Genomic DNA, 19,133 nt, shown 5'->3' on the forward strand with positions numbered 1-19,133 from the left:
GACACCAAGACATGCCGACCAAACTGGGCCAATGGCTGGACGGGCGCAAGGCCAAGAACGAGCTCAAGAAGCGCATCCAGGACGATGCCGCCACCTTCGACAAGCTGATCAAGGAAGCCGTGGCCCTGGCCGGCAAGCTGCCCGAGCCGCAGCGCCGTGGCGGCGCCGCGCAGCTGCAGTTGCTGCGCGACCGGCTGACCGAGGCCCGGCTGCTGAAAGACCGGCAGAAGCGCGCCGACGGCATCACCCAGCTGGTGGGCGAAACCCGTGAGTGGATCGCCAAGGCCTCCGCGCCGGTCACGCCGCAGCAGCCGCCCCCGCAGCCGCAGCAGCCGATCCAGACCCTGGGCGAGGCGATCCGCACGCTGACGCAGGATGCCAAGGCGATGGCCCAGGCGGTGCGCCAGGCGCAGCTGGCCGTGCCGGCCGCCATGGAGAGCGCCATCGCCGCGGGCGACAAGCTGCTCGATCCGAAGACCGCCTATTCCACGACCAACTCGGTCAAGGGCCAGCAGGCGCTCAAGGCCATCGTCGATGCCAGGGCCAAGGTGGAGGAGTTCCTCGACGCCTGGAAGGCCGCCGGCCCGCAGGAACTGCAGAACCGCGCGGCCCTGCCCGATCCCAAGGCGCTGTTCCAGCCCCTGGAAGCCATGTGGCCCCTGCGCCTGGCGGAGGTCACGAATGCCTGGGCCAGCATGGCCGACACCGCCACCGCCGAGCGGGCGCTGCAGCAGTTGCGCAGCGGCCAGAACACGCTGGCGCAGTACCGCCAGGGCCTGCTGGGCCAGCACCAGGGCGCGGCCGCGCGCATCGAGGCGGTCAGCGAGCGCATCGGCGAAGCCGGCGCCATGAAGATCTACGAGCTGGCGCCCGCGCGGCTGCTGCTGAAGAAGGCCCAAGCCGACTATGTGGGCGCGGACAGCTCCGAGAAACTCACCGCCGTCACCCAGGCCCTGCAGGCGGCCGAAGCGGCCATCGAGAAGGCCAAGGCCGACATCGGCGAGGCGCGTGTCAAGGCGATGGAAAAGTTCGGCAAGCAGCGCCGGGCCCTGGCCGACCAGCTGGCCGCGGCGCGCCTGGTGCGCGGCGCGCTCGACGAGCAATCCGCCGTGTTCGCGGAGATCGGCAAGATCCAGAAGGAACTGGAAGCGGCCGACCGCGACCTGGGCACCTCGGTGACCTCCGCCGCCATCGACAGGGCCACCAAGCTGCTCGACGAGGCCATCGCCAAGGACATCGCCAAGGCGGCCGAGAAACTCTCCAAGGACCTGAAGAAGCAGGCCGAGGCCGACCTCGCCGCCCTGCCCGCCTACCAGAAGGCCTTCGCCCAGCTGCAGTCGGTGCGCACCGAGGTGGCCGGCATCAACGGCGGCCATGTGCAGCTGCAGGCCATCGACGCGCTCATGGTGCGCACCCGGGTGGACGCGCATGGCCAGCCGCCCGGCGGCTTCAAGGCCGCGGCCCAGACGCTGGCCGACGCCAAGATCGGCGAGTTCGTGGCCAAGGCGCGCAAGGCCGAGAAGGACTTCATCGCCAAGGAGCTCTCGCCAGCCGGCAAGAAGGCGCTGGAAGCGGCCGACAAGGCCGTGCTGCTCTACGGCCGCTGCCATCCGCAGTCCATGGTCGATGCGCAGAAACGCGCCATCGCCCTGGCCCTGCAGGCGCCCAACCCCGAGGCCGGGCTCGGCAAGATCACCGAGGACCTGACCGAGGCCGCCAGCAGCCAGCAGGAGGAACTCGCCCGCATGGGCCGCCTGACCGACGCGATCGAGAAGGGCCTGGACGAACTGGTCAAGCAGGGCTTTCCGGCCGGCAGCGCCGACCTGGCCGAACTGGGCCGCCAGATCGGCGCGGTGCGCGCCGCCCTGGCCGACTGGCGGGTGGAAAGCGCCACCACGCTGCTCGACAAGCTGCAGGACCTGGCGGTGGAACTCGGCAAGGACTTCGCCAAAGCCAAGCAGGACTGGACCGGCATCTACGAACAGCTCAAGCCCGTGCGCTCGCGCGCCGCCCAGCTCAGCAAGGCCACCGGCGCCATCGCCGGTCCGGCCAAGGGCCTGTTCGACAACATCGAGCAGACCCTCGCCGAACTGCAGGACGGCCGGATCGACCACCGCACCGCCGTCGAGATGGCCAGGCGCTACCTGCAGCGCGGCGCCGACCAGGACCGGGTGGCGGAGGAAGCCAAGTTCCCGCCCGGCTTCGACTTCGACGAATTCCGCATCGAGGCCGGCAAGCTCACCCAGCTCTGGAACACCCGCGCCAAGGGGCTGCGCGAGCAGATCGAGCGGCTCAACCAGGCGCTGCTCAAGCAGGGCCTCAAGGGCGGCGCCGGCTCCCTGGGCTGGGGCGCCCGCCTCACCGAACTGCAGAAGCAGCGCGACGAAGTCGACCGCGCGCTGCAGCCCAGGCTGGGCGAGCCCACCCTGCAGACCCTGGTGCGGTCGCACAACGAGCTGATGCAGCAGCTGGCCGACCTGGCCGCCAGCCTGCCCGATCCGGCGCAGACCGCGGACGCGGAATTCAAGCAGGCGCTGAAGGACGGCCAGGCCCGCGAGGCCAACGATGCCTGGGCCGCCAAGTACCGCGGCACCGAACAGCTGCTGCTGGAGATCGAGAAGGCCGCCGACGCGCCGCAGAAGGCGCTGCGCCAGCAGCTCCAGGCCTTCGAGCAGGCCAGCACCGATCCCAAGCAGGCCGAAGCCCTGGAGAAGCTGCGGGTGAGCTTCGCCCAGAAAGTGATCGAGAAGCGCCGCCTCATCGCCGCCGACAAGGCGCCGGCCCGCAACGAGGCGCAGAAGCTCAAGAGCGAGGTCGCCAAGAAGTTCATGAACCTGCAGGCGGACACCTTCAGGGACCTGTTCAAGGACCTGGGCCAGCGCGTCGACGACGCCCTGGCCATGCTGGACACCGACGACCCCCTGCTAATCGAGGCCGCCCGGCGCGAGATCGACCTGATCCGCCTGACGGTGGACGACGCCAAGGGCAAGGGCGACAAGGCCGGCGCCTCGCTCGACCAGGTGCAGAAGGCCTGGGCGAAGCTCTCCCACACCCTGGGCGACGACGCGGTGGTGCAGAAGCGCCTGCCGCGCACCTACGCAGGCCTGAAGGAGCGGCTCGACAAGGCCATCGAAGCCGCCAAACGCCTGCCGCCCGACCAGGGCCTGGCTGCCCTCGACCAGCTCGCCGAGCCGATCGGCCAGGCACGCGAGGCGGCCCTGGCCGCCCAGGTGAAGTACGACGGCTTCAAGCTGCGCAAGGAGGCGGTGGAAGCCCTCTTCGACAAGATGAAGGACCACACCGGCGCCACCCTGCTCGGCGGCCGGGCCAAGGCCTACAACGAACGGTTCGCCTCGCGCCTGAGCGACGCCCATGCGACGGCCCGCCAGGAAGGCGAACTCGAAGCCGCGCTGCAGCAGCTCGCCGCGTTGGAGACCGAACTCGACGGCCTGATGGCCCAGAAGCCCGACGAGGCCCGCGCCAGCCTGCAGGAGCTGAACGCCGACGCCGCGGAAGAGCAGCGCGAGCTGCGCGACCTGGCGCGCAACTGGAACAGCACCCAGTCCTACTGGATCGACAGCCTGGTCCCGGCGGTGGAGAGCGCCGTCAAGCAGCGCAAGGTCGAGGCCGAGGAGCAGGAGGTGGAAAGCCTCAAGGCCGCGGTCAACAGCATCGGCCGCTCGCTGGCGCCCTACCTGGACGTGGTCTCCAAGGTGCCGCACAAGCGCGGCCTCTCGAACGGCGCGCCGGACATGAAGGCCGCCCGCGCCGCCTTCGCCCAGGCCTATATGCGCATCGGCCAGCTCAACAAGACGGCGCTGCGCCTGCGCGAGGGCGGTGCCAGCACCAATGTGGACCTGGTGCGCGACCTGCAGAAGCTGGAGCAGGAGTGGGTGCGCCGCGTCGGCGAGCTGCGCGGCACCCTGGGCCAGCTGAGCGAGAGCATGAAGCAGCTGCCGGCCAAGGCCTCCGCCACCGAGGACCACGAGGACTACCTCTCGCCCGCCGACAAGCAGAAGCTCGAAACCGCCGTGGGGCAGATCACACCCATGCTCGACCGCCTCGCCAACCGCTTCCCGGCCGGCGCCTTCGCCGGGCCGCTGAAGGTGCTCGCCGCCCAGGACAGCTCCCTGGCCGACCGCAAGAAGGCGCGCGAGCAGGCCTTGCGCACCACCCGCCAGCTGGGGGCCGACGTGGTCGACAACCCGCTCTTCGTCCAGCTGTTCCGCGGCGCCGCCGCCGGCATGGTGGACGTCGATCCGCGCCCCGCGATTTCCTTCGTGCGTGCCGCGCTCAAGAAGATCGAACTCGCCGCGCTCGTCGGCATCTGATTCGGAGCTCCCCATGGCGACAATGAAAGACAAGGCCAACTTCCTGGCCGGCACCGCGGGCCTGGCGCAGGACATCGGCAAGGAACTGGTCAAGCGCGAGGCACGTGCCCAGGTGCTCGACAGCCTGGTCGGCCAGGGCCTGGACAGCTCGCGCGACGAGCTGCGCGCGGCCATGACCTTCAGCGTCAAGCGGCGCGACAGCAAGAAGGAAGTCCAGTCCATGGACGAGCGCGGCCAGCGCAAGTCGATCGAGACCGAGGACGCCCGCACCAAGTACGAGTCGCTGGACCCCAAGGTCGCCAAGCGCGTGACCGACGCGCTGGGCAAGATCCTGGTGCTGCGCGACAAGATGGCCGCCGCCAGGGACGACGCGGGCCAGCCGGTCTTCACCACCCAGGACATGATCGACGAGCTGTTCACCCCGCTGGTGCGCGAGGGCCTGCTGCCCGAGACCCTGGTGATCGACGGCTACAGCGAAGTCGCGGTGATGCTGCGCGAGGTCATGGGCTCCTTCCGCGGCATGCTGAAGAAGCAGGAAGACGACAAACGCGAGGCCGCCGCCAAGGCCGAGGCCAATTACCACAACGCCGGAACCAAGATGGAACGGCTCGCCAGCCTGGGCACCAAGGCCAAGGGCTTTGCCGAGGGCCAGATCGACACCCTGGCCGGCAAGGTCGGCATGACACCCGAAGAGCTGATGCGGGCCAAGACGATCACCACCAAGAGCCTGTCCACCGCCAAGTCGGTCTACGGCGCCTACAAGGCCGGCGTGGCGCTCGACAAGACGCTGGACGGCACCGTCAACCCGCAGCTGCTCAGCACCAAGATCGGCAAGATCAGCGCGCCCACGCACCTGGTGTCCTCGGCGCTGACGCCGGTGATCGGGCAGCTCAAGAACATTCCCGAAGGCCCGCTGACGGCGGTGCTGGCCGAGGTGGAGCAGCAGCTCACCGCCGCCGGCCTGAAGATGGACGAGGTGGTGCGGGTCTCCGGCGACAAGATGGTCGAGGTGCTCAAGGGCTTCGCCAAGCTGATCGAGACCGACGGCGTGAACATCACACGCGACGTGGTGAGTGTGCTCAAGAGCAGCATCTCCGGCGGCATCGGCCTGGGCGGCTCGGCCGGCGGCCGCGCCGGCACCGAGGGCGACATCGACAAGGCCGTGCGGCGCGGCGAGCTGCGCTCGGGCGCCCACGAGCTGGCCGACCGCATCGAGCAGGCGCTGCGCCAGGCCCTGTTGCCCCGCAGCCCCGCCGCCTCCGACGCGGTGGGCGGCGCCTTCGCCAGCGCCTTCGATGCCGATGCCCTGGTGGACCTCGTGGAGCCGGCGCTGGGCGGCTCGCCCGACACCCCGCCGCAGGCCACCGAGGTGGTGGCGCTCATCGGCAAGGCCATGGAAAAAGCCGTCGGCAAGGCGCACCGCGACCTGGCCCCCTTCGGCACCCAGCTGGCCAAGGCCTACCAGGGCGCGGCGGGCGGCGAGGTGTCGCGCCTGGGCGGCCTGTTCAAGAAGGGAAGCCTGGCGGATCCGTCCGGCGTCTTCGGCCAGCTCGTCAAGCCGGCCGGGGAAGCCGCCGAATCGGTGTTCGGCTCCGATGCCTTCCTGCAGGCGATCGCCGGCGACGAGGTCGGCGAAGGCATCAGCGCCGCCGCCAAGGAACAGAACGCCGGCCAGGAAGTGGAACTGGAAGAAGCCAACGAGGAACTCGATGATTTCGAGCGCCAACTGGTGCTGATCGACGAAGGCGGCATGGCGCTGGCGCGCCAGCAGTCGCTGGACGTGCTGATCGCGCAGGTCAAGGCCGACCAGCGCGACCTGGAGATCGTGCTCAAGGTGGGCTCGCTGCTGTCGGGCGCCGGTGGCGCCATCACCAAGCTGGGCACCGATTCGAAGAACGTCTCCATCGGCCAGCACATCGCCGAGCAGACCGCCGGCACCGTCGCCAAGACGGCCGCCAGCCAGGTGGCCGGCTCGCTGATACCGGCGCTGCAGGCGGCCGAGCTGGTGATGAAGATGTCCGTCACCATCGTCAAGATCGCCCGGCGCGCGGAGCTGGCCAGCAAGTTCAGCGCCGACGTCGGCAAGGCCCGCAAGGCCGGCAGCATGCTCATGCCCTCGATCGAGAACTTCTACTCGGCCAAGGTCACCCAGCAGGTCTACGCCAGCATCGAGCTGGCGCTGCAGACGGTGCAGCTGGCCGGCACCATCTGCGCCAGCGTGCCGGAGCCGATCACCATGGCGGTCGGCAAGGCGCTGACCGCCGCCAGCCAGGCGGCCGAGGCCGGCCGCGACCTGGCCAAGACGGTGCAGGACGAGGTCATGCTGCGCAAGGGCTGGAAGATCACCCTGGCCGCCATGAACAACCCCGCCAACCGCCGCGCCGGCCTGGACGCCCTGCGCCACAACGCCACCCTGGCGGTGCACTCCATCGCCTGGGCAGCCACCGACGGCAAGGACCCGATGGCGCGCGAGATCCTGCGCTCCTGCGGCGTGACCGCGCAGTCCCTGGCCGACTCGGAAAGCGACAAGGACAAGGTCATCGAATACCTGGAGACCCTGCTCGAGGAGGACCTGCGCTTCAAGGATTCGAGGAAGGTCAAGCTCGACTGGGCGCCCCAGCCCCTGCAGCTGAGCTACGCCGGCTGGTTCACCCTGAAGCAGCGCGCCCGCGGCGCCGAGCCGCCGCTGTCGGAGGACCCCACCGCCGACATCGACGCCGCGATGAAATTGCTCGACCTGCAGCCGCGCATCCACCTCATCCATGCGGATCCGACGCGCTACACGCCGGTGGAACTGCAAGGTTTCCACACCCAGGCCGAGAAGGCCGCCCGCCTGCTGGGCGCCTTCAAGCCGGTGGCCGCCGACCGCATGGCCCATGCCGAGATGAAGCTGATGAGCGAGAAGCTGCGCGCCCAGGCCGAGGACCGGGCACGGGAGCTGTCGGTGCTGGTGGAGGAGGCCAAGGCTTCGGTGCCGGTGCCGGTGCCGGTGCCGGTGCCGGTGCCGGTCTGATCCCGGGCACGGGTTAGATTCGACCCATGCCCACCTTCCTGCACACCGCCGATTGGCAGATCGGCCGCCTCTACGCCACCCTCCCGCCCGAAGACGCGGTGCCCCTGGCCGAGGCCCGCACCGCCGCCGTCGAGCGCCTGGCCGCGCTGGCGGTGCAGCATGGCGTGGATGCGGTGCTGGTGGCCGGCGATGTGTTCGATGCGCAGACGGTGTCCGACCGCACCATCCGCCGCCTCTTCCTGGCCATGGCGGGTTTCGCCGGGCCCTGGGTGCTGATCCCCGGCAACCACGATGCGGCGCTGGCCGAGAGCGTGTGGACCCGGGCGCGCCGCCTGGAGGTGGTGCCCGCCCATGTGCACCTGGCCCTGTCGCCCGAGCCCCTGCTGCTGGAATGCCTCCGCACCGCCGTGCTGCCGGCCCCGCTGACCCAGCGCCACACCTACGGCGACACGACGGCCTGGTTCGACACCGCGCCCAGCCCCGAAGGCTGGCTGCGCATCGGCCTGGCGCACGGCAGCGTGCAGGGCATCCTGGCCGACACCATCGATTCGGCCAACCCGATCGCGCCGGATCGCTGCCAGCGCGCCCGCCTCGACTACCTGGCCCTGGGCGACTGGCACGGCTGCAAACGCATCGACGAGCGCTGCTGGTACAGCGGCACGCCGGAGCCCGACCGCTTCAAGGCCAACGATGCCGGCCAGGCCCTGCTGGTGCGCATCGATGCGCCGGGGGCGCTGCCGGTGGTCACGCCGCTGCCGGTCGGCCAGTTCGAGTGGCGCAGCCAGGCGGCCGTGCTGTCCGTGCCTTCGGATCTGGATGAACTGCTGGATGGCCTGCAGGCCCTGTCGCCGCAAACCGTGCTCGACCTGACGGTGCAGGGCCAGCTCACCCTGGCCGGCCAGCAGCGCCTGCAGGCCGGGCTGGACCAGGCCGCCGCGCGCATCCGCCACCTGGGCATCGACCAGGCCGGCCTGCGCATGACGCCGAGCGACGAGGATTTCTCTGCGCTGAACGTCGATGGCTACCTGGTGGAGATCCTGGCCGAGCTGCGCGCCGAACAGGAAATGCCGGACCCGGCCGGCCAGACCGCCCGCGACGCCCTGGCCCTGCTCGGCTCGGCCCTGCTGGAGCGTCCGGCCGCCGGCGGGCAGGGAGCCGCGGCATGAGCCTGTACCTGAACCGCCTGCGGGTGCAGGAGCTGCGCCAGTTCCGCCAGCCCTTCGAGCTGCAGGACATCGAGCCCGGCCTCAACATCTTCGCCGGCCCCAACGAGGCCGGCAAAAGCACGCTGGTGCGCGCCATCCGCGCCGCCTTCTTCGAGCGCTACCGCTCGAAGATGGTCGAGGACCTGCGCCCGCGCGGCGATGCCGGCGCGCTGCCCGCGGTGGAGATCGACTTCACCCTGGACGGCCAGCCCGGCCGGCTGCAGAAATCATTTCTCGGCACCCGCGCCCGCTGCAGCCTGAGCCTCGGCGGCCAGACCTGGGACGGCGCCGATGCCGAAGACCACCTGGCCGCGCTGATCGGCTTCCAGTACGCCAGCAAGGGCGCCAGCAAGACCGAGCACTGGGGCATTCCCGGCCTGCTGTGGGTGGAGCAGGGCAGCGGCCAGGAACTCGCCGAAGCCGCCAGCCATGCACGCAAGCACATCCACACCGCCCTGCAGGAGCGCATCAGCCAGGACAGCGCCGGCGCCCTGGCGGCCACCGGCGGCGACGAACTGCTCGCCCGCTTCGAGCTGCAGCGCAACGAGCTGCTGACCAGCGCCGGCAAACCGCGCGGCGCCTACCAGGAGGCCATCGCCCGCGCCGAGGAGCTGCAGCAGCGGCTCGCCGAGGTGACCGGCCGCATCGCCAGCTACCAGCAGCAGGTGGACCAGCTCGCCCGACTGCGTGCCCAGCATCTGCAGGACGAGCAGGACCGCCCTTGGGAGCCGCTGCGCGAACAGCTCGCCGCCGCCCGCCAGACCGAGCAGGCCCTGGCCCAGGCGGCCCGTCAGCTGGCCGATGCCGGCGCCGGCCTGCAGCAAATGCAGGGCCGGCGCGAGCTGCTGCTGCAGCAGATCCAGTCCCATGAGCGACTGCAGCAGCGCCTGGCGTCGGGCCAGCAGGAAGCCGCACTGGCGGCAGACGGCGTGCAGCAGGCCGGCCCGGCCGCCGCCCTGGCCCAGCGCCATGCCGACGAGGCCCGCGCCGCCGCCGACCACGCCCGCAAGACCCTGGCCCTGGCGCGCCAGGAGGCCACACGCACCATGCTGCAGGCGCAGCAGCAGTCGGCCACGCAGACCCGCGACCGCCAGCAGCGCACGCTGCAGGCCGCGCTGGCCAGCCAGGAGGCGCTGGATTCACTGCAGGCCCAGGCGGCGGCCCACACCCTGGGCGAGGCGCAGCTGAAGGAACTGCGCCAGCTCGAACGCGGCTGGCAGGACCTGCTGCTGCAGCGCAAGGCCGTGTCCACCCGCCTGTCCTTCAAGCTGCTCGACGGCCAGGCCCTGGTGCTGCAAGGCGAGCCGGGCACGGACGAACGCCTGCAAGGTGAGGGCGAACGCCTGCTGGGCGAGCCGGTCCGGCTGCAGCTGCCGGGCCTGGGCGAACTCAGCATCACCCCCGGCGGGCAGGACCTGGCCGGCCTGGCCGCCCAATGCGAGGCCGCGCGTGTGCGGCTTGCCCAGCGCCTGCAGGCGCTGGGCCTGGTCGATGTGGCCCAGGCCGAAGCGCGTTTCGGGCAGCAGCAGGCCTTGCTTATCCACCTGCAGCATGCGCGGCAGGCGCTGCAGCAGGTCGCGCCCCAGGGCATCGCGCCCCTGCGGGACGGCCTGGCCCAGGCCGAGGGCCTGATGCAGTCCAGCCAGGAAGCCCTGGCGCAGCTGCCGCCCGCGCCGCCGCAGCCCGCGCCCGAACTGGCCGCCGCCGAGCGTGCCCAGGATGCGGCCGACCAGTTCGACCGCCAGGCCCGCGCCCTCCTGGCCGAGGCGCAGCAGGCCCAGGCCATCGCCCAGGCCGAGCACCAGTCGCGCGCCCGTGCGCTGGAGTTGCTGCAGGAGGAGCTGCGCGATCCGCAGCAGCAGGCCCGCCATGAACAGGCACAGCAGCAGCTGGGCGAGCTGGCGCAGGAGCTGCGGCTGCAGGCTGCGTTGGTCGAGGCCTTGACCCGGCAGCGCGAGCAGGCCCGGCCGGACATCGTGCAGCAGGACATCGCCCGGCTCGGCCGCAGCATCGCCCAGCTGGAACTGGCGCACGGCCAGCGGCATACCGAGATCCAGGTGCTGGACCATGCCTTGCAGCAGGCCGGGGCGGCGGGGCTGGACGAGCAGCGGCAGACGGCCGATGGCGAACTGGCGCGTGCGCGGCAGCGGCTGTCGGAGCTGCAGCGGCGTGCGGCGGCGCTGGACCTGCTGTGCGGCAAGTTGCAGTCGCGGCGGCAGGCTGCGCTGGCGCAGTTGCGGGCGCCTTTGCAGCGGCATCTGGAGCGGTATCTGAAGCTTCTCTTCGCGCAGGGCCGAGTGACGGTGGGGGAGGGCCTCACGCCCGATGTGCTGGTGCGGCCTGCTGCTGGCGGCGGGGAGGATGCCGGGGTGTTTGCCTCGCTGAGCTTCGGGGCGCGGGAGCAGTTGGGGGTGATCAGCCGGTTTGCCTATGCCGATCTGCTGCGGGAGGCGGGGCGACCTACCTTGCTGATCCTCGACGATGCGCTGGTGCATAGCGATGCCGGGAGGCTGGGGTTGATGAAGCGGGTGGTGTTCGATGCTGCGCAGAGGCATCAGGTTTTGCTGTTTACCTGTCATCCTGAGGGGTGGCGGGATATGGGGGTTTTGGTTCGGGCTGTCGGGCTTGCTTCTTCTTAGTTCTTCTCCTTGGCGGAGGGCTGGTTCTCCTGGCGGAGGGCGGAGCTGGGGCTGCGCGCCCCAGACCGCGCTCACTTTCTTTGCTTCGCTGTATGGACCGGGGACATAGGTGACAGGTGTGCGATGACATGGTTGACACCTTCGGGCGAGCTGCCCGAGGGGAGAACAGACCATGCCCTGGAGCACCCGAGACACCATGAGCCTTCGAGAAGAATTCGTCAGCCTGGCCCTGCAGGACGGCGCCAACCGGCGCGAGCTGTGTCGGCGCTTCGGCATCAGCGCGCAGACCGGCTACAAGTGGATCGCCCGCTACAAGCAATTGGGCTCGAGCGGCCTGAGCGATCTGTCGCGACGCCCGCAGTCGAGCCCGGCAGCCACCGCCCAAGCGCTGCAGCAGGCCGTTGTCGCCCTGCGCCTGCAGCATCCGGCCTGGGGCGGGCGCAAGCTCTCTGAGCGGCTGCACACGCTGGGCCACCCGCGCCTTGCGCCGAGCACCGTCAACTCCATCCTGCATCGCCACGGCCTGATCTCCAGCGCCGCCAGTGCCGCGGCCACGCCCTGGCAACGCTTCGAGCGCGAGCGGCCCAACGCGCTCTGGCAGATCGACTTCAAGGGCCACTTCCCGCTGGCCTCGGGGCGTTGCCACCCCCTGACGCTGCTCGACGACCACTCGCGCTTCAACCTCGCCATCCGCGCCTGTCCAGGCGAGACCAGCCAGGCGGTCGAGCAGCATCTGGTGGACGTGTTCCGCCGCTACGGCATGCCCGAGCAGATCAACGCCGACAACGGCGCGCCCTGGGGCGTACCGAGCCAGCCCGGGCAGCTCAGCGGCCTGGCGGTCTGGTTGATCCGCTGCGGCGTGCGGGTGAGCTTCAGCAGGCCCTACCACCCCCAGACCAACGGCAAGGACGAGCGCTTCCACCGAACGCTCAAGGCCGAGGTCCTGCAGGGCCGCGTGTTCAGCGATCTCGGCAGTGCGCAGCAGGCCTTCGACCTCTGGCGCGATGTCTACAACCAGCAGCGTCCGCACCAGGGCATTGCCATGCAGACGCCGATGAGCCGCTACCAGGCCAGTCCCCGCTGCTATCCCGAGGTGCTGCCGGAGATCGAATACGGTCCCGGGGACACGGTCATGACCGTGAAGTGGCTGGGCGAGCTGCGCTTCAGGGGGCGCCGCTACAGGGTGTCAAACGCACTGCGGGGCCTGCCCGTGGCCGTGCGTCCGCACGGCCAGACAGATGGCCTGTTCAACGTCTTCTTCATGCATCACTGGCTTCAGCAGATCGACTTGAGAGCGCACTGAATCAACAGCAGAATGCGTCAACCATGTCTTCGTACATGTGTCAGCCATGTCCCCGGTCCATACACTTCGCCAAAGAAAGTAAGCAAAGAAAGGCGACCCGGCTGCGGGAGTCCCCCTCCTTCGGAGGGGGCACGCTGCGGTGCTCGCAAAAGCGGGGTCCACGACAACTCGCTTCGCTCAAACAGGTCGTGGCCCTGATCCGCTTTTGCTGCGCTCCTCACTCACCCGCAGACGGGACCCGGGGAGCGGGGGCAGCCACTGCTTCGCAGGGCGACGGGCCGTCGCTGCGCTCGGCCTCCACTGAAATGCGGCCGATGACAAAGGGCGGGTTATTCAATCGGAGGCCGAGCGCAGCGACGGCCCGTTGCGCTGCGAAGCAGCCGCTGTCCCCGCTCCCGGGTCCCGTGAGCCCGAGAGCGAGGAACGGAGCAAAGGCGGATCAGGGCCACGACCTGTTTGAGCGAAGCGCAGCGTAGCGAGTTGTCGTGGACCCCGCCTTTGCGAGTACCGCAGCGGTGCCCGAAGGGCCTCGGGTGTCGGGTCGCCTTTCTTTGCTTACTTTCTTTGGCGAAGCAAAGAAAGTGAGCGCGGTCTGGGGCGCGCAGCCCCAGCCCCGCCCTCCGCAGGAGTAACAGAAACAGGAGCAGCAACCCGCCCCAAAACCCCATCCAGAACAATAGCCTGCAAGCTGCCAACAGCCTCCTCGAAGAACACAGGATCGTCCAGCGTCCGCCCCGTCAAAGCCTGCACCTGCACCCCAAAATCCGCATAGTGCTGCGTGGTGGCCCACAAAGCGAAGATCAGATGGTGAGGCTCGACAGCCGCCAGCCGCCCATCCGCCACCCAGGCCCGAATGACGTCGGACTTGCGCTCGACCAAGTCCCGCAACTCCCGCCCCAGCTCATCGCGCAGCAGCGGTGCACCCTGCACCATTTCCAGACAGAACAGCCGCGAAGCCTCGGGACTGTCCCGAGACACCACCAGCTTGCGCCGGATGTAGTCCGAGATCGCCTCCCGCGGATCCTGCTCCACGCTGAACCCCCGCAAGGGCTCCAGCCAGACGGTCAGCAGCTGCCGCAGCACCTGCACATACAGGTCCTCCTTGTTGGCGAAGTAATAGAGCAGATTGCTCTTGGAGACATCCGCCCGCGCCGCCACCTGGTCCACCGTGGTGCCATGCAGCCCGAAGCGCGAGAACAAGCCCAGGGCGGCCTGCAGGATCACGCTGCGTTTGTCCTCCGCCTGCCGCGGCCGGCGAACGGCCGATGCAGGACCTCGCTTGGCGGCCACCCGCGCGCGCACGGCTTTCTTTTTCACGGCCACCAAGGGCTTCTTCTGGATAGGCATGCGGACAAGTGTGGCCCAGCGCCCAGCAGGCCGACAAGCGCTTTTGACCATTTGGTCCAAATGGCACGGACCTTGCATTCCGCCCCGCCAGCACCGAACACCGCGAGGCAAAGCCATGACCCTGTTGTCCGTTCCCGTGATCGACCTGTCGCCCTGGTTCGAGGGCTCCCCCGAAGGCAAGGCCGCCGTCGCCCGCGCGGTGGACGAGGCATGCCGCAGCATCGGTTTCCTGGTGATCACCCACCATGGAATCGACCCCGCGCTGATCGAGCGCGTGGCCGCCGCATCGCGCACCTTCTTCGCCCTGCCGCTGGCCGACAAGCGCCGGGTGGACCGCCCGCGCGAGGACGCCGTGCGCGGCTTCAGCGCGGTGGGCGAGGAGGGCCTGTCGTACAGCCTGGAAGAGCAGGCCCCGGGCGACCTGAAGGAGTCCTTCTCCATCGGCCCTTCCGGCGTGCCCGAGGACGATTACCACCGCGGCCCGGCCGCAGGCGCCCACTTCGAGCCCAACCGCTGGCCCGACATCCCGGGCTTCCGCGAGGCCTATACCGAGTACTTCGACGCGATGAGCCAACTGGCACGCGAGCTGATGCGCATCTTCGCCCTGGCCCTGAAGCTCGACGAACGCTTCTTCGACGACAAGATCGACAGACACATCAGCATGTTCCGCGTGCTGAGCTACCCGCCCCAGCGCGAGGCCCCGCTGCCCGGCCAGCTGCGTGCCGGCGCGCACAGCGACTACGGCAGCCTGACCATCGTGCTGCCCGACGACAAGGGCCTGCAGGTCTTCAACAAGGCCGGCCAGTGGGTGGACGTGCCGCTGGTGCCCGGCAGCCTGGTGGTCAACATCGCCGACCTGATGATGCAGTGGACCAACGACCAGTGGATCTCCACCCTGCACCGGGTCGACAACCCGCCCTTCGAGACGGCCGGCGGCAACCGCCGCCAGTCGCTGGTGTTCTTCCACCAGCCCAACTACGACGCCGTCGTGGAATGCCTGCCGAGCTGCCTGGCGCCGGGCGAGGCACCGAAGTACGCGCCAGTGACTTCGGGCGACCACCTCACCTCCAAGTTCGTCAAGCAGACGACCTTCGGCGGCACCAAGGCCATGGCCTGAGGACGCAGCGAACGGCGATGGCGCATCTCTCCTACGTCAACATCTTCGCGCACGACATCGTGGCGCTGAGCGGCTTCTACCAGCGGGTCTTCGGCTTCGCCGAGATCGAGGCGATCCGCTCTCCCATCTTCCGCGGCCTGGACACCGGCCGCAGCAGCCTGGGCTTCAACGCGGCCGAGGCCTACGGGCTGCTCAAGCTCGACGAGCATGCCGAGACGCAGGGTGTGAAGTTCCTGCTCAACATCGATGTCGATTCCCTCGACGAGGTCGATGCCACCGTGCCGCGCGCGCTGGCCGAGGGCGCCACGCTGATCAAGGCGCCCTACGAGACCTACTACCACTGGTACCAGGCGGTGCTGCTGGACCCGGAGGGCAATGTCTTCCGCATCAATTTCATGATGGACCGCGAGGCGGTCTGAGCTTGCTTTCTTCTTCATCTCCCCAACGAGGTATCCCATGTCCGTCAAGCGTTCGATGAGCGGCGTCTTCGCCCTGCTGGCCCTGGCCGCCGTGTCCCTGCAGGCGCATGCGCAGGCGGCGGCCCAGGGCTTCACCCTCAAGGGCAAGCCCAAGATCGCCATGATCTATTTCGGCCCCAAGAACGACGGCGGCTGGACCCAGGCCTTCGACGAAGCACGGGTGAAGGTGGAGGCCGCGCTCGGCCAGAAGATCCAGTTCGTGGAGAGCGTTCCGGAAGACGCCTCGGCCATCAAGCCGGCGGCCGAGAAGTTCATCCAGCGCGGCGCCAACATCGTCATCGGCACCGCCTTTGGTTATTCGGACGCCTTCAAGGAACTGGCCGCCAAGTATCCGGACGTGGCCTTCCTCAACGGCTCGGGCACCACCAACGGGCCCAATCTCGAATCCTTCTACGGCCGCACCTACGAGAGCCAGTACCTCTGCGGCATGGCGGCCGGCGCGGCATCGAAGAGCGGCAAGCTGGGCTTCGTCGCCGCCAACCCCTTCGGCGTGGTGAACTGGACGGTGAACGCCTTCGCCCTCGGCGCGCAGAAGATGAACCCGGCCGCCACCGTCACCGTGATCTACACCGGCGCCTGGAACGACCCGGTGAAGGAACGCGCCGCCGCCATGGCGCTGATCGACCAGGGTGCCGACGTGATCGGCCAGCACGTCGATTCGCCCACGCCCCAGCTCGTCGCCCAGGAGCGCGGTGTGTACGGCACCGGCCACCACCGCGACCTGCGCCAGTTCGCGCCCAAGGCCACGCTGTGTTCCTCGGTGTGGGTGTGGGACAAGTTCCTGGTGCCCGAACTGAAGAAGGTCATGGCCGGCAACTGGAAGCCCCAGCCCTACGGCGCCTTCATCGAGATGAAGGACGGCGGCACCGACATCGCCGGCTTCGGCCCCGGCGTGCCCAAGGACAAGGCCGCCGCGATCACCGCCGAGCGCGACGCGATCATGAAGGGCAAGCAGGTCTACGCCGGCCCGCTGAAAGACCGCGACGGCAAGGAGCGGGTGGCCGCCGGCGCCACGCTGTCGGATGCCGACCTGTGGAAGATGGACTGGTACGTCAAGGGCGTGATCACGCAGAAGTGACGACCACGATGCCCGGCCATGCGCTCGAACTGTCGGGCATCCACAAATCCTTCGACGGCTTCGTCGCCCTGGCCGACGCGCAGTTCTCGGCGCGCTGGGGCGAGGTGCATGCCCTGCTGGGCGAGAACGGCGCGGGCAAGTCCTCGCTGATGAACATCGCCGCCGGTCTCTATGCGCCCGAGGCCGGCGAGCTGCTGGTGGACGGCAACGCGGTGCGCCTGGGTGGCCCGCGCGATGCGGCACGCCACCGCATCGGCATGGTGCACCAGCACTTCAAGCTGGTGGCGCCGTTCAGCGTGGCGGAGAACATCCTGCTGGGCCTGCCCACGCCCGACGATGCCGAGGAATCCGGCTATCGCAAGCGGCTGGGCCGGGTGCGCAACGAGATCCTCACCCAGGCCCATGCGCTGGGCTTCGAGATCGACCCGGACCGGCGGGTGGACAAGCTCTCCGTGGCCGAGCAGCAGCGGGTGGAGATCCTCAAGGTGCTGCTGGCCGGCGCCCGCATCCTCATCCTGGACGAACCGACCGCCGTGCTCACCGACCAGGAGGCCGCGCGCCTGCTGGCCACCGTGCGCCGGCTGGCCGAGGGCGGAACAGCGGTGGTGCTGGTCACCCACAAGATGGCCGACGTGATGCGTTATGCCGACCGGGTGACGGTGATGCGCGGCGGCCGCACCATCGCCACGGTCGATCCCGGCCAGAGTTCCGAGTCCGACCTGGTGCGCCTGACCGTGGGCGAGGCCGCACCGCCGCCACAGCGCACCGTGGCGCCGCGCGGCGCCGCCCGGCTGCAGCTGCAGGACATCCGCGCCGGCATGCTCGACGGCCTGTCGATGACGGTGCATGCCGGCGAGATCTACGGCCTGGCCGGCGTCGGCGGCAACGGCCAGGGCGAGCTGGCCCAGGCCATCATGGGCCTGCTGCCCCTGTCGCAAGGCCGCATGGAACTGGAAGGCTTCGGCGACCTGACCCAGGCCAGCACGGTGCAGCGCCGTGAACTCGGCATCGCCGCCATCCCGGCCGACCGCTACGGCCTGGCCCTGGCCGGCGCGCTGACGGTGGCCGAGAACTTCGGCATCGGCCAGGTGCATGCCGGCCGCTACGGCCGGGCCGGCCGGCTGGACCGGCGCCGCATGGAGGCCGATGCGGCCGAGGCGGTGAAGGCCTTCGACGTGCTCGGCGTGCGCTCGCTCAGGCAGAAGGCCGCGCTGCTGTCCGGCGGCAATGCCCAGAAGCTGGTGCTGGCCCGCGAGTTCGGCCGCAAGCCGCGCCTGGTGCTGGCGCACAGCCCGAGCCGCGGCCTCGACGTGCGTGCCGGCGCCCAGGTGCACGAACGCCTGCGCGCAGCGCGCGATGGTGGCGCGGCGGTGCTGCTGATCAGCGAGGATCTCGACGAGGTGCTGGCCCTGGCCGACCGCGTCGGTGTCATCGTGCGCGGCCGCATCGTGGCGGAATTTGCCGCGCCGGCCGAACGCCAGGCCATCGGCCAGGCGATGGTGGCGCATGCCTGAATCCCCATCTTCCGCACCCCGCCGCTTCGTGCCCCTGCTGGAGCGCCGCTACACCCTCGAACTGCGCCAGCAGCTGGGCTGGCCGCAGCAGGTGCTGGTCCTGGCGCTGGCCGTCTTCGCAGGGCTCTTCATCAGCGGCGCCATCCTGGTCGCGGCCGGTGTCTCGCCGGCCGACCTGCTCAACGAATTCATCGTCCAGACCTTCACCGATCCGGAGAACCTGCGTGCCGTGCTGTTCCAGGCCGCGCCCATGGTGATGGTGGGGCTGGCGGCGGCGCTGGCCTTCCGGGCGCGTTTCTGGAACCTGGGGCTGGAGGGCCAGATGATCTGGGGCGCCATCGGCGCCACCTTCGTCTCCATCCACGAGATCGGCCCGCCCGCCCTGCGCATGTGGCTGATGGCCGGCGCGGCCCTGGCCTGCGGGCTGGCCTGGAGCGTTTTCCCCCTGGCGCTGAAGATGCGCTTGGGCATCAACGAGATCATCTCCAGCCTGATGCTCAACTACGTGGCGGCCAACTTCCTGCTGCACCTGGTCTACGGCGCCTGGAAGGACCCGAAGGACTCTTTCCCCTACTCGCCCAAGTTCCAGCCCTTCGAGCGCCTGCCGGAGATCTTCGACGGCTTCTCCAGCGCCATCGTGCTGGCCGCCGTGGTCGCCCTGCTGGCCTGGTGGTTCGTGGACCGAAGCCGCGCCGGGCTCTACCTGCGTTTCATCCACGCCAGCCAGCGGGTGGCCGATGCGGTGGGGGTGCCGGTGCGGCGGCTGGTGATGGCCTCGGTGCTGCTGTCGGGCGCGCTGGCCGGTCTGGCGGGCTTCATGGTGGCGGCGGGGCAGGAGGGGCGGCTGACCCAGGCCTTCTACAACGGCTATGGCTTCAGCGGCATCCTGATCGCCTTCCTGGCCCGCAACAACCCGCTGGCCGCGAGTGTGGTCGCCGTGGTGGTGGCCACGCTCTTCGTGGCCGGACGCAGCCTGCAGGTGTTCTACCAAATCCCGTTCTCGATGGTGCAGCTGATCCAGGCCATCCTGGTGGTCTGCGTGGCCTCGTCGGACTTCTTCATCCGCCACCGCATCCGCGCCGTGGGAGCGGTGCACTGATACGCCGA

At 69.7% G+C, this 19,133-nt stretch carries 11 protein-coding genes; 10 read left to right on the forward strand and 1 reads right to left on the reverse strand.

Annotated elements, in window-relative coordinates; genetic code table 11:
• Positions 1 to 11: 11 nt before the first annotated feature.
• The 5 genes from GT347_RS15420 to GT347_RS15440 all read left to right on the forward strand — a co-directional run bounded on the left by GT347_RS15420 (position 12) and on the right by GT347_RS15440 (position 12,491).
• A complete protein-coding gene (locus tag GT347_RS15420; protein ID WP_160553024.1) occupies positions 12 to 4,331 on the forward strand; it encodes a coiled-coil domain-containing protein in 4,320 nt (1,439 codons plus the stop codon).
• Positions 4,332 to 4,344: 13 nt separating this feature from the next.
• Complete coding sequence (locus GT347_RS15425; protein ID WP_160553025.1) at positions 4,345 to 7,344, forward strand: hypothetical protein; 3,000 nt, start codon at positions 4,345 to 4,347, stop codon at positions 7,342 to 7,344.
• Positions 7,345 to 7,370: 26 nt separating this feature from the next.
• A complete protein-coding gene (locus GT347_RS15430; RefSeq protein WP_160553026.1) occupies positions 7,371 to 8,510 on the forward strand; it encodes a metallophosphoesterase family protein in 1,140 nt (379 codons plus the stop codon).
• Positions 8,507 to 11,188 carry an AAA family ATPase gene (locus GT347_RS27850; protein WP_160553027.1) on the forward strand — a complete coding sequence of 894 codons (2,682 nt, stop codon included), beginning with the start codon at positions 8,507 to 8,509 and terminating at the stop codon, positions 11,186 to 11,188. Before GT347_RS15430 ends, GT347_RS27850 begins: the two co-directional genes overlap by 4 nt.
• Positions 11,189 to 11,360: 172 nt before the next feature.
• Positions 11,361 to 12,491, forward strand: coding sequence for an IS481 family transposase (locus GT347_RS15440; protein ID WP_160553028.1), 1,131 nt, complete (start codon positions 11,361 to 11,363; stop codon positions 12,489 to 12,491).
• A 555-nt stretch (positions 12,492 to 13,046) separates the two neighbouring features.
• Here the strand turns inward: GT347_RS15440 and rutR are convergent.
• On the reverse strand, positions 13,047 to 13,838 hold the full coding sequence (gene rutR / locus GT347_RS15445; RefSeq protein WP_160553029.1) for an HTH-type transcriptional regulator RutR: 792 nt from the start codon (positions 13,836 to 13,838) through the stop codon (positions 13,047 to 13,049).
• A 115-nt stretch (positions 13,839 to 13,953) separates the two neighbouring features.
• Between rutR and GT347_RS15450 the strand changes: the two genes are divergently transcribed.
• From GT347_RS15450 to GT347_RS15470, 5 genes are read left to right on the forward strand one after another with little or no spacing between them, the layout of a single operon-like run.
• Positions 13,954 to 14,955: an isopenicillin N synthase family dioxygenase gene (locus tag GT347_RS15450; protein ID WP_160553030.1), complete on the forward strand. Its 1,002-nt coding sequence runs from the start codon at positions 13,954 to 13,956 to the stop codon at positions 14,953 to 14,955.
• Between the two features lie 17 nt (positions 14,956 to 14,972).
• Positions 14,973 to 15,374 carry a VOC family protein gene (locus tag GT347_RS15455; protein WP_160553031.1) on the forward strand — a complete coding sequence of 134 codons (402 nt, stop codon included), beginning with the start codon at positions 14,973 to 14,975 and terminating at the stop codon, positions 15,372 to 15,374.
• Between the two features lie 55 nt (positions 15,375 to 15,429).
• Positions 15,430 to 16,512 (forward strand): BMP family ABC transporter substrate-binding protein, encoded by a 1,083-nt coding sequence (locus GT347_RS15460; protein WP_160555379.1) that lies wholly within the window; start codon positions 15,430 to 15,432, stop codon positions 16,510 to 16,512.
• Positions 16,509 to 18,026: an ABC transporter ATP-binding protein gene (locus tag GT347_RS15465; protein ID WP_229722330.1), complete on the forward strand. Its 1,518-nt coding sequence runs from the start codon at positions 16,509 to 16,511 to the stop codon at positions 18,024 to 18,026. The genes GT347_RS15460 and GT347_RS15465 overlap by 4 nt, the downstream gene beginning before the upstream one ends.
• Positions 18,019 to 19,125, forward strand: coding sequence for an ABC transporter permease (locus tag GT347_RS15470; protein ID WP_160553032.1), 1,107 nt, complete (start codon positions 18,019 to 18,021; stop codon positions 19,123 to 19,125). The genes GT347_RS15465 and GT347_RS15470 overlap by 8 nt, the downstream gene beginning before the upstream one ends.
• Positions 19,126 to 19,133 lie beyond the last annotated feature (8 nt).

Origin of the sequence: Xylophilus rhododendri, assembly GCF_009906855.1 — a bacterium.
Lineage (GTDB): Bacteria > Pseudomonadota > Gammaproteobacteria > Burkholderiales > Burkholderiaceae_C > Xylophilus > Xylophilus rhododendri.

Excerpts from the sequence above, each read along its gene's own strand:
- GT347_RS15450 (WP_160553030.1), top strand. The coding sequence starts at position 13,954 with ATGACCCTGTTGTCCGTTCCCGTGATCGACCTGTCGCCCTGGTTCGAG.
- GT347_RS15455 (WP_160553031.1), top strand. The coding sequence starts at position 14,973 with ATGGCGCATCTCTCCTACGTCAACATCTTCGCGCACGACATCGTGGCG.
- GT347_RS15470 (WP_160553032.1), top strand. The coding sequence starts at position 18,019 with ATGCCTGAATCCCCATCTTCCGCACCCCGCCGCTTCGTGCCCCTGCTG.
- GT347_RS15430 (WP_160553026.1), top strand. The coding sequence starts at position 7,371 with ATGCCCACCTTCCTGCACACCGCCGATTGGCAGATCGGCCGCCTCTAC.
- GT347_RS15460 (WP_160555379.1), top strand. The coding sequence starts at position 15,430 with ATGAGCGGCGTCTTCGCCCTGCTGGCCCTGGCCGCCGTGTCCCTGCAG.
- GT347_RS15425 (WP_160553025.1), top strand. The coding sequence starts at position 4,345 with ATGGCGACAATGAAAGACAAGGCCAACTTCCTGGCCGGCACCGCGGGC.
- GT347_RS15440 (WP_160553028.1), top strand. The coding sequence starts at position 11,361 with ATGCCCTGGAGCACCCGAGACACCATGAGCCTTCGAGAAGAATTCGTC.
- rutR (WP_160553029.1), bottom strand. The coding sequence starts at position 13,838 with ATGCCTATCCAGAAGAAGCCCTTGGTGGCCGTGAAAAAGAAAGCCGTG.
- GT347_RS27850 (WP_160553027.1), top strand. The coding sequence starts at position 8,507 with ATGAGCCTGTACCTGAACCGCCTGCGGGTGCAGGAGCTGCGCCAGTTC.
- GT347_RS15420 (WP_160553024.1), top strand. The coding sequence starts at position 12 with ATGCCGACCAAACTGGGCCAATGGCTGGACGGGCGCAAGGCCAAGAAC.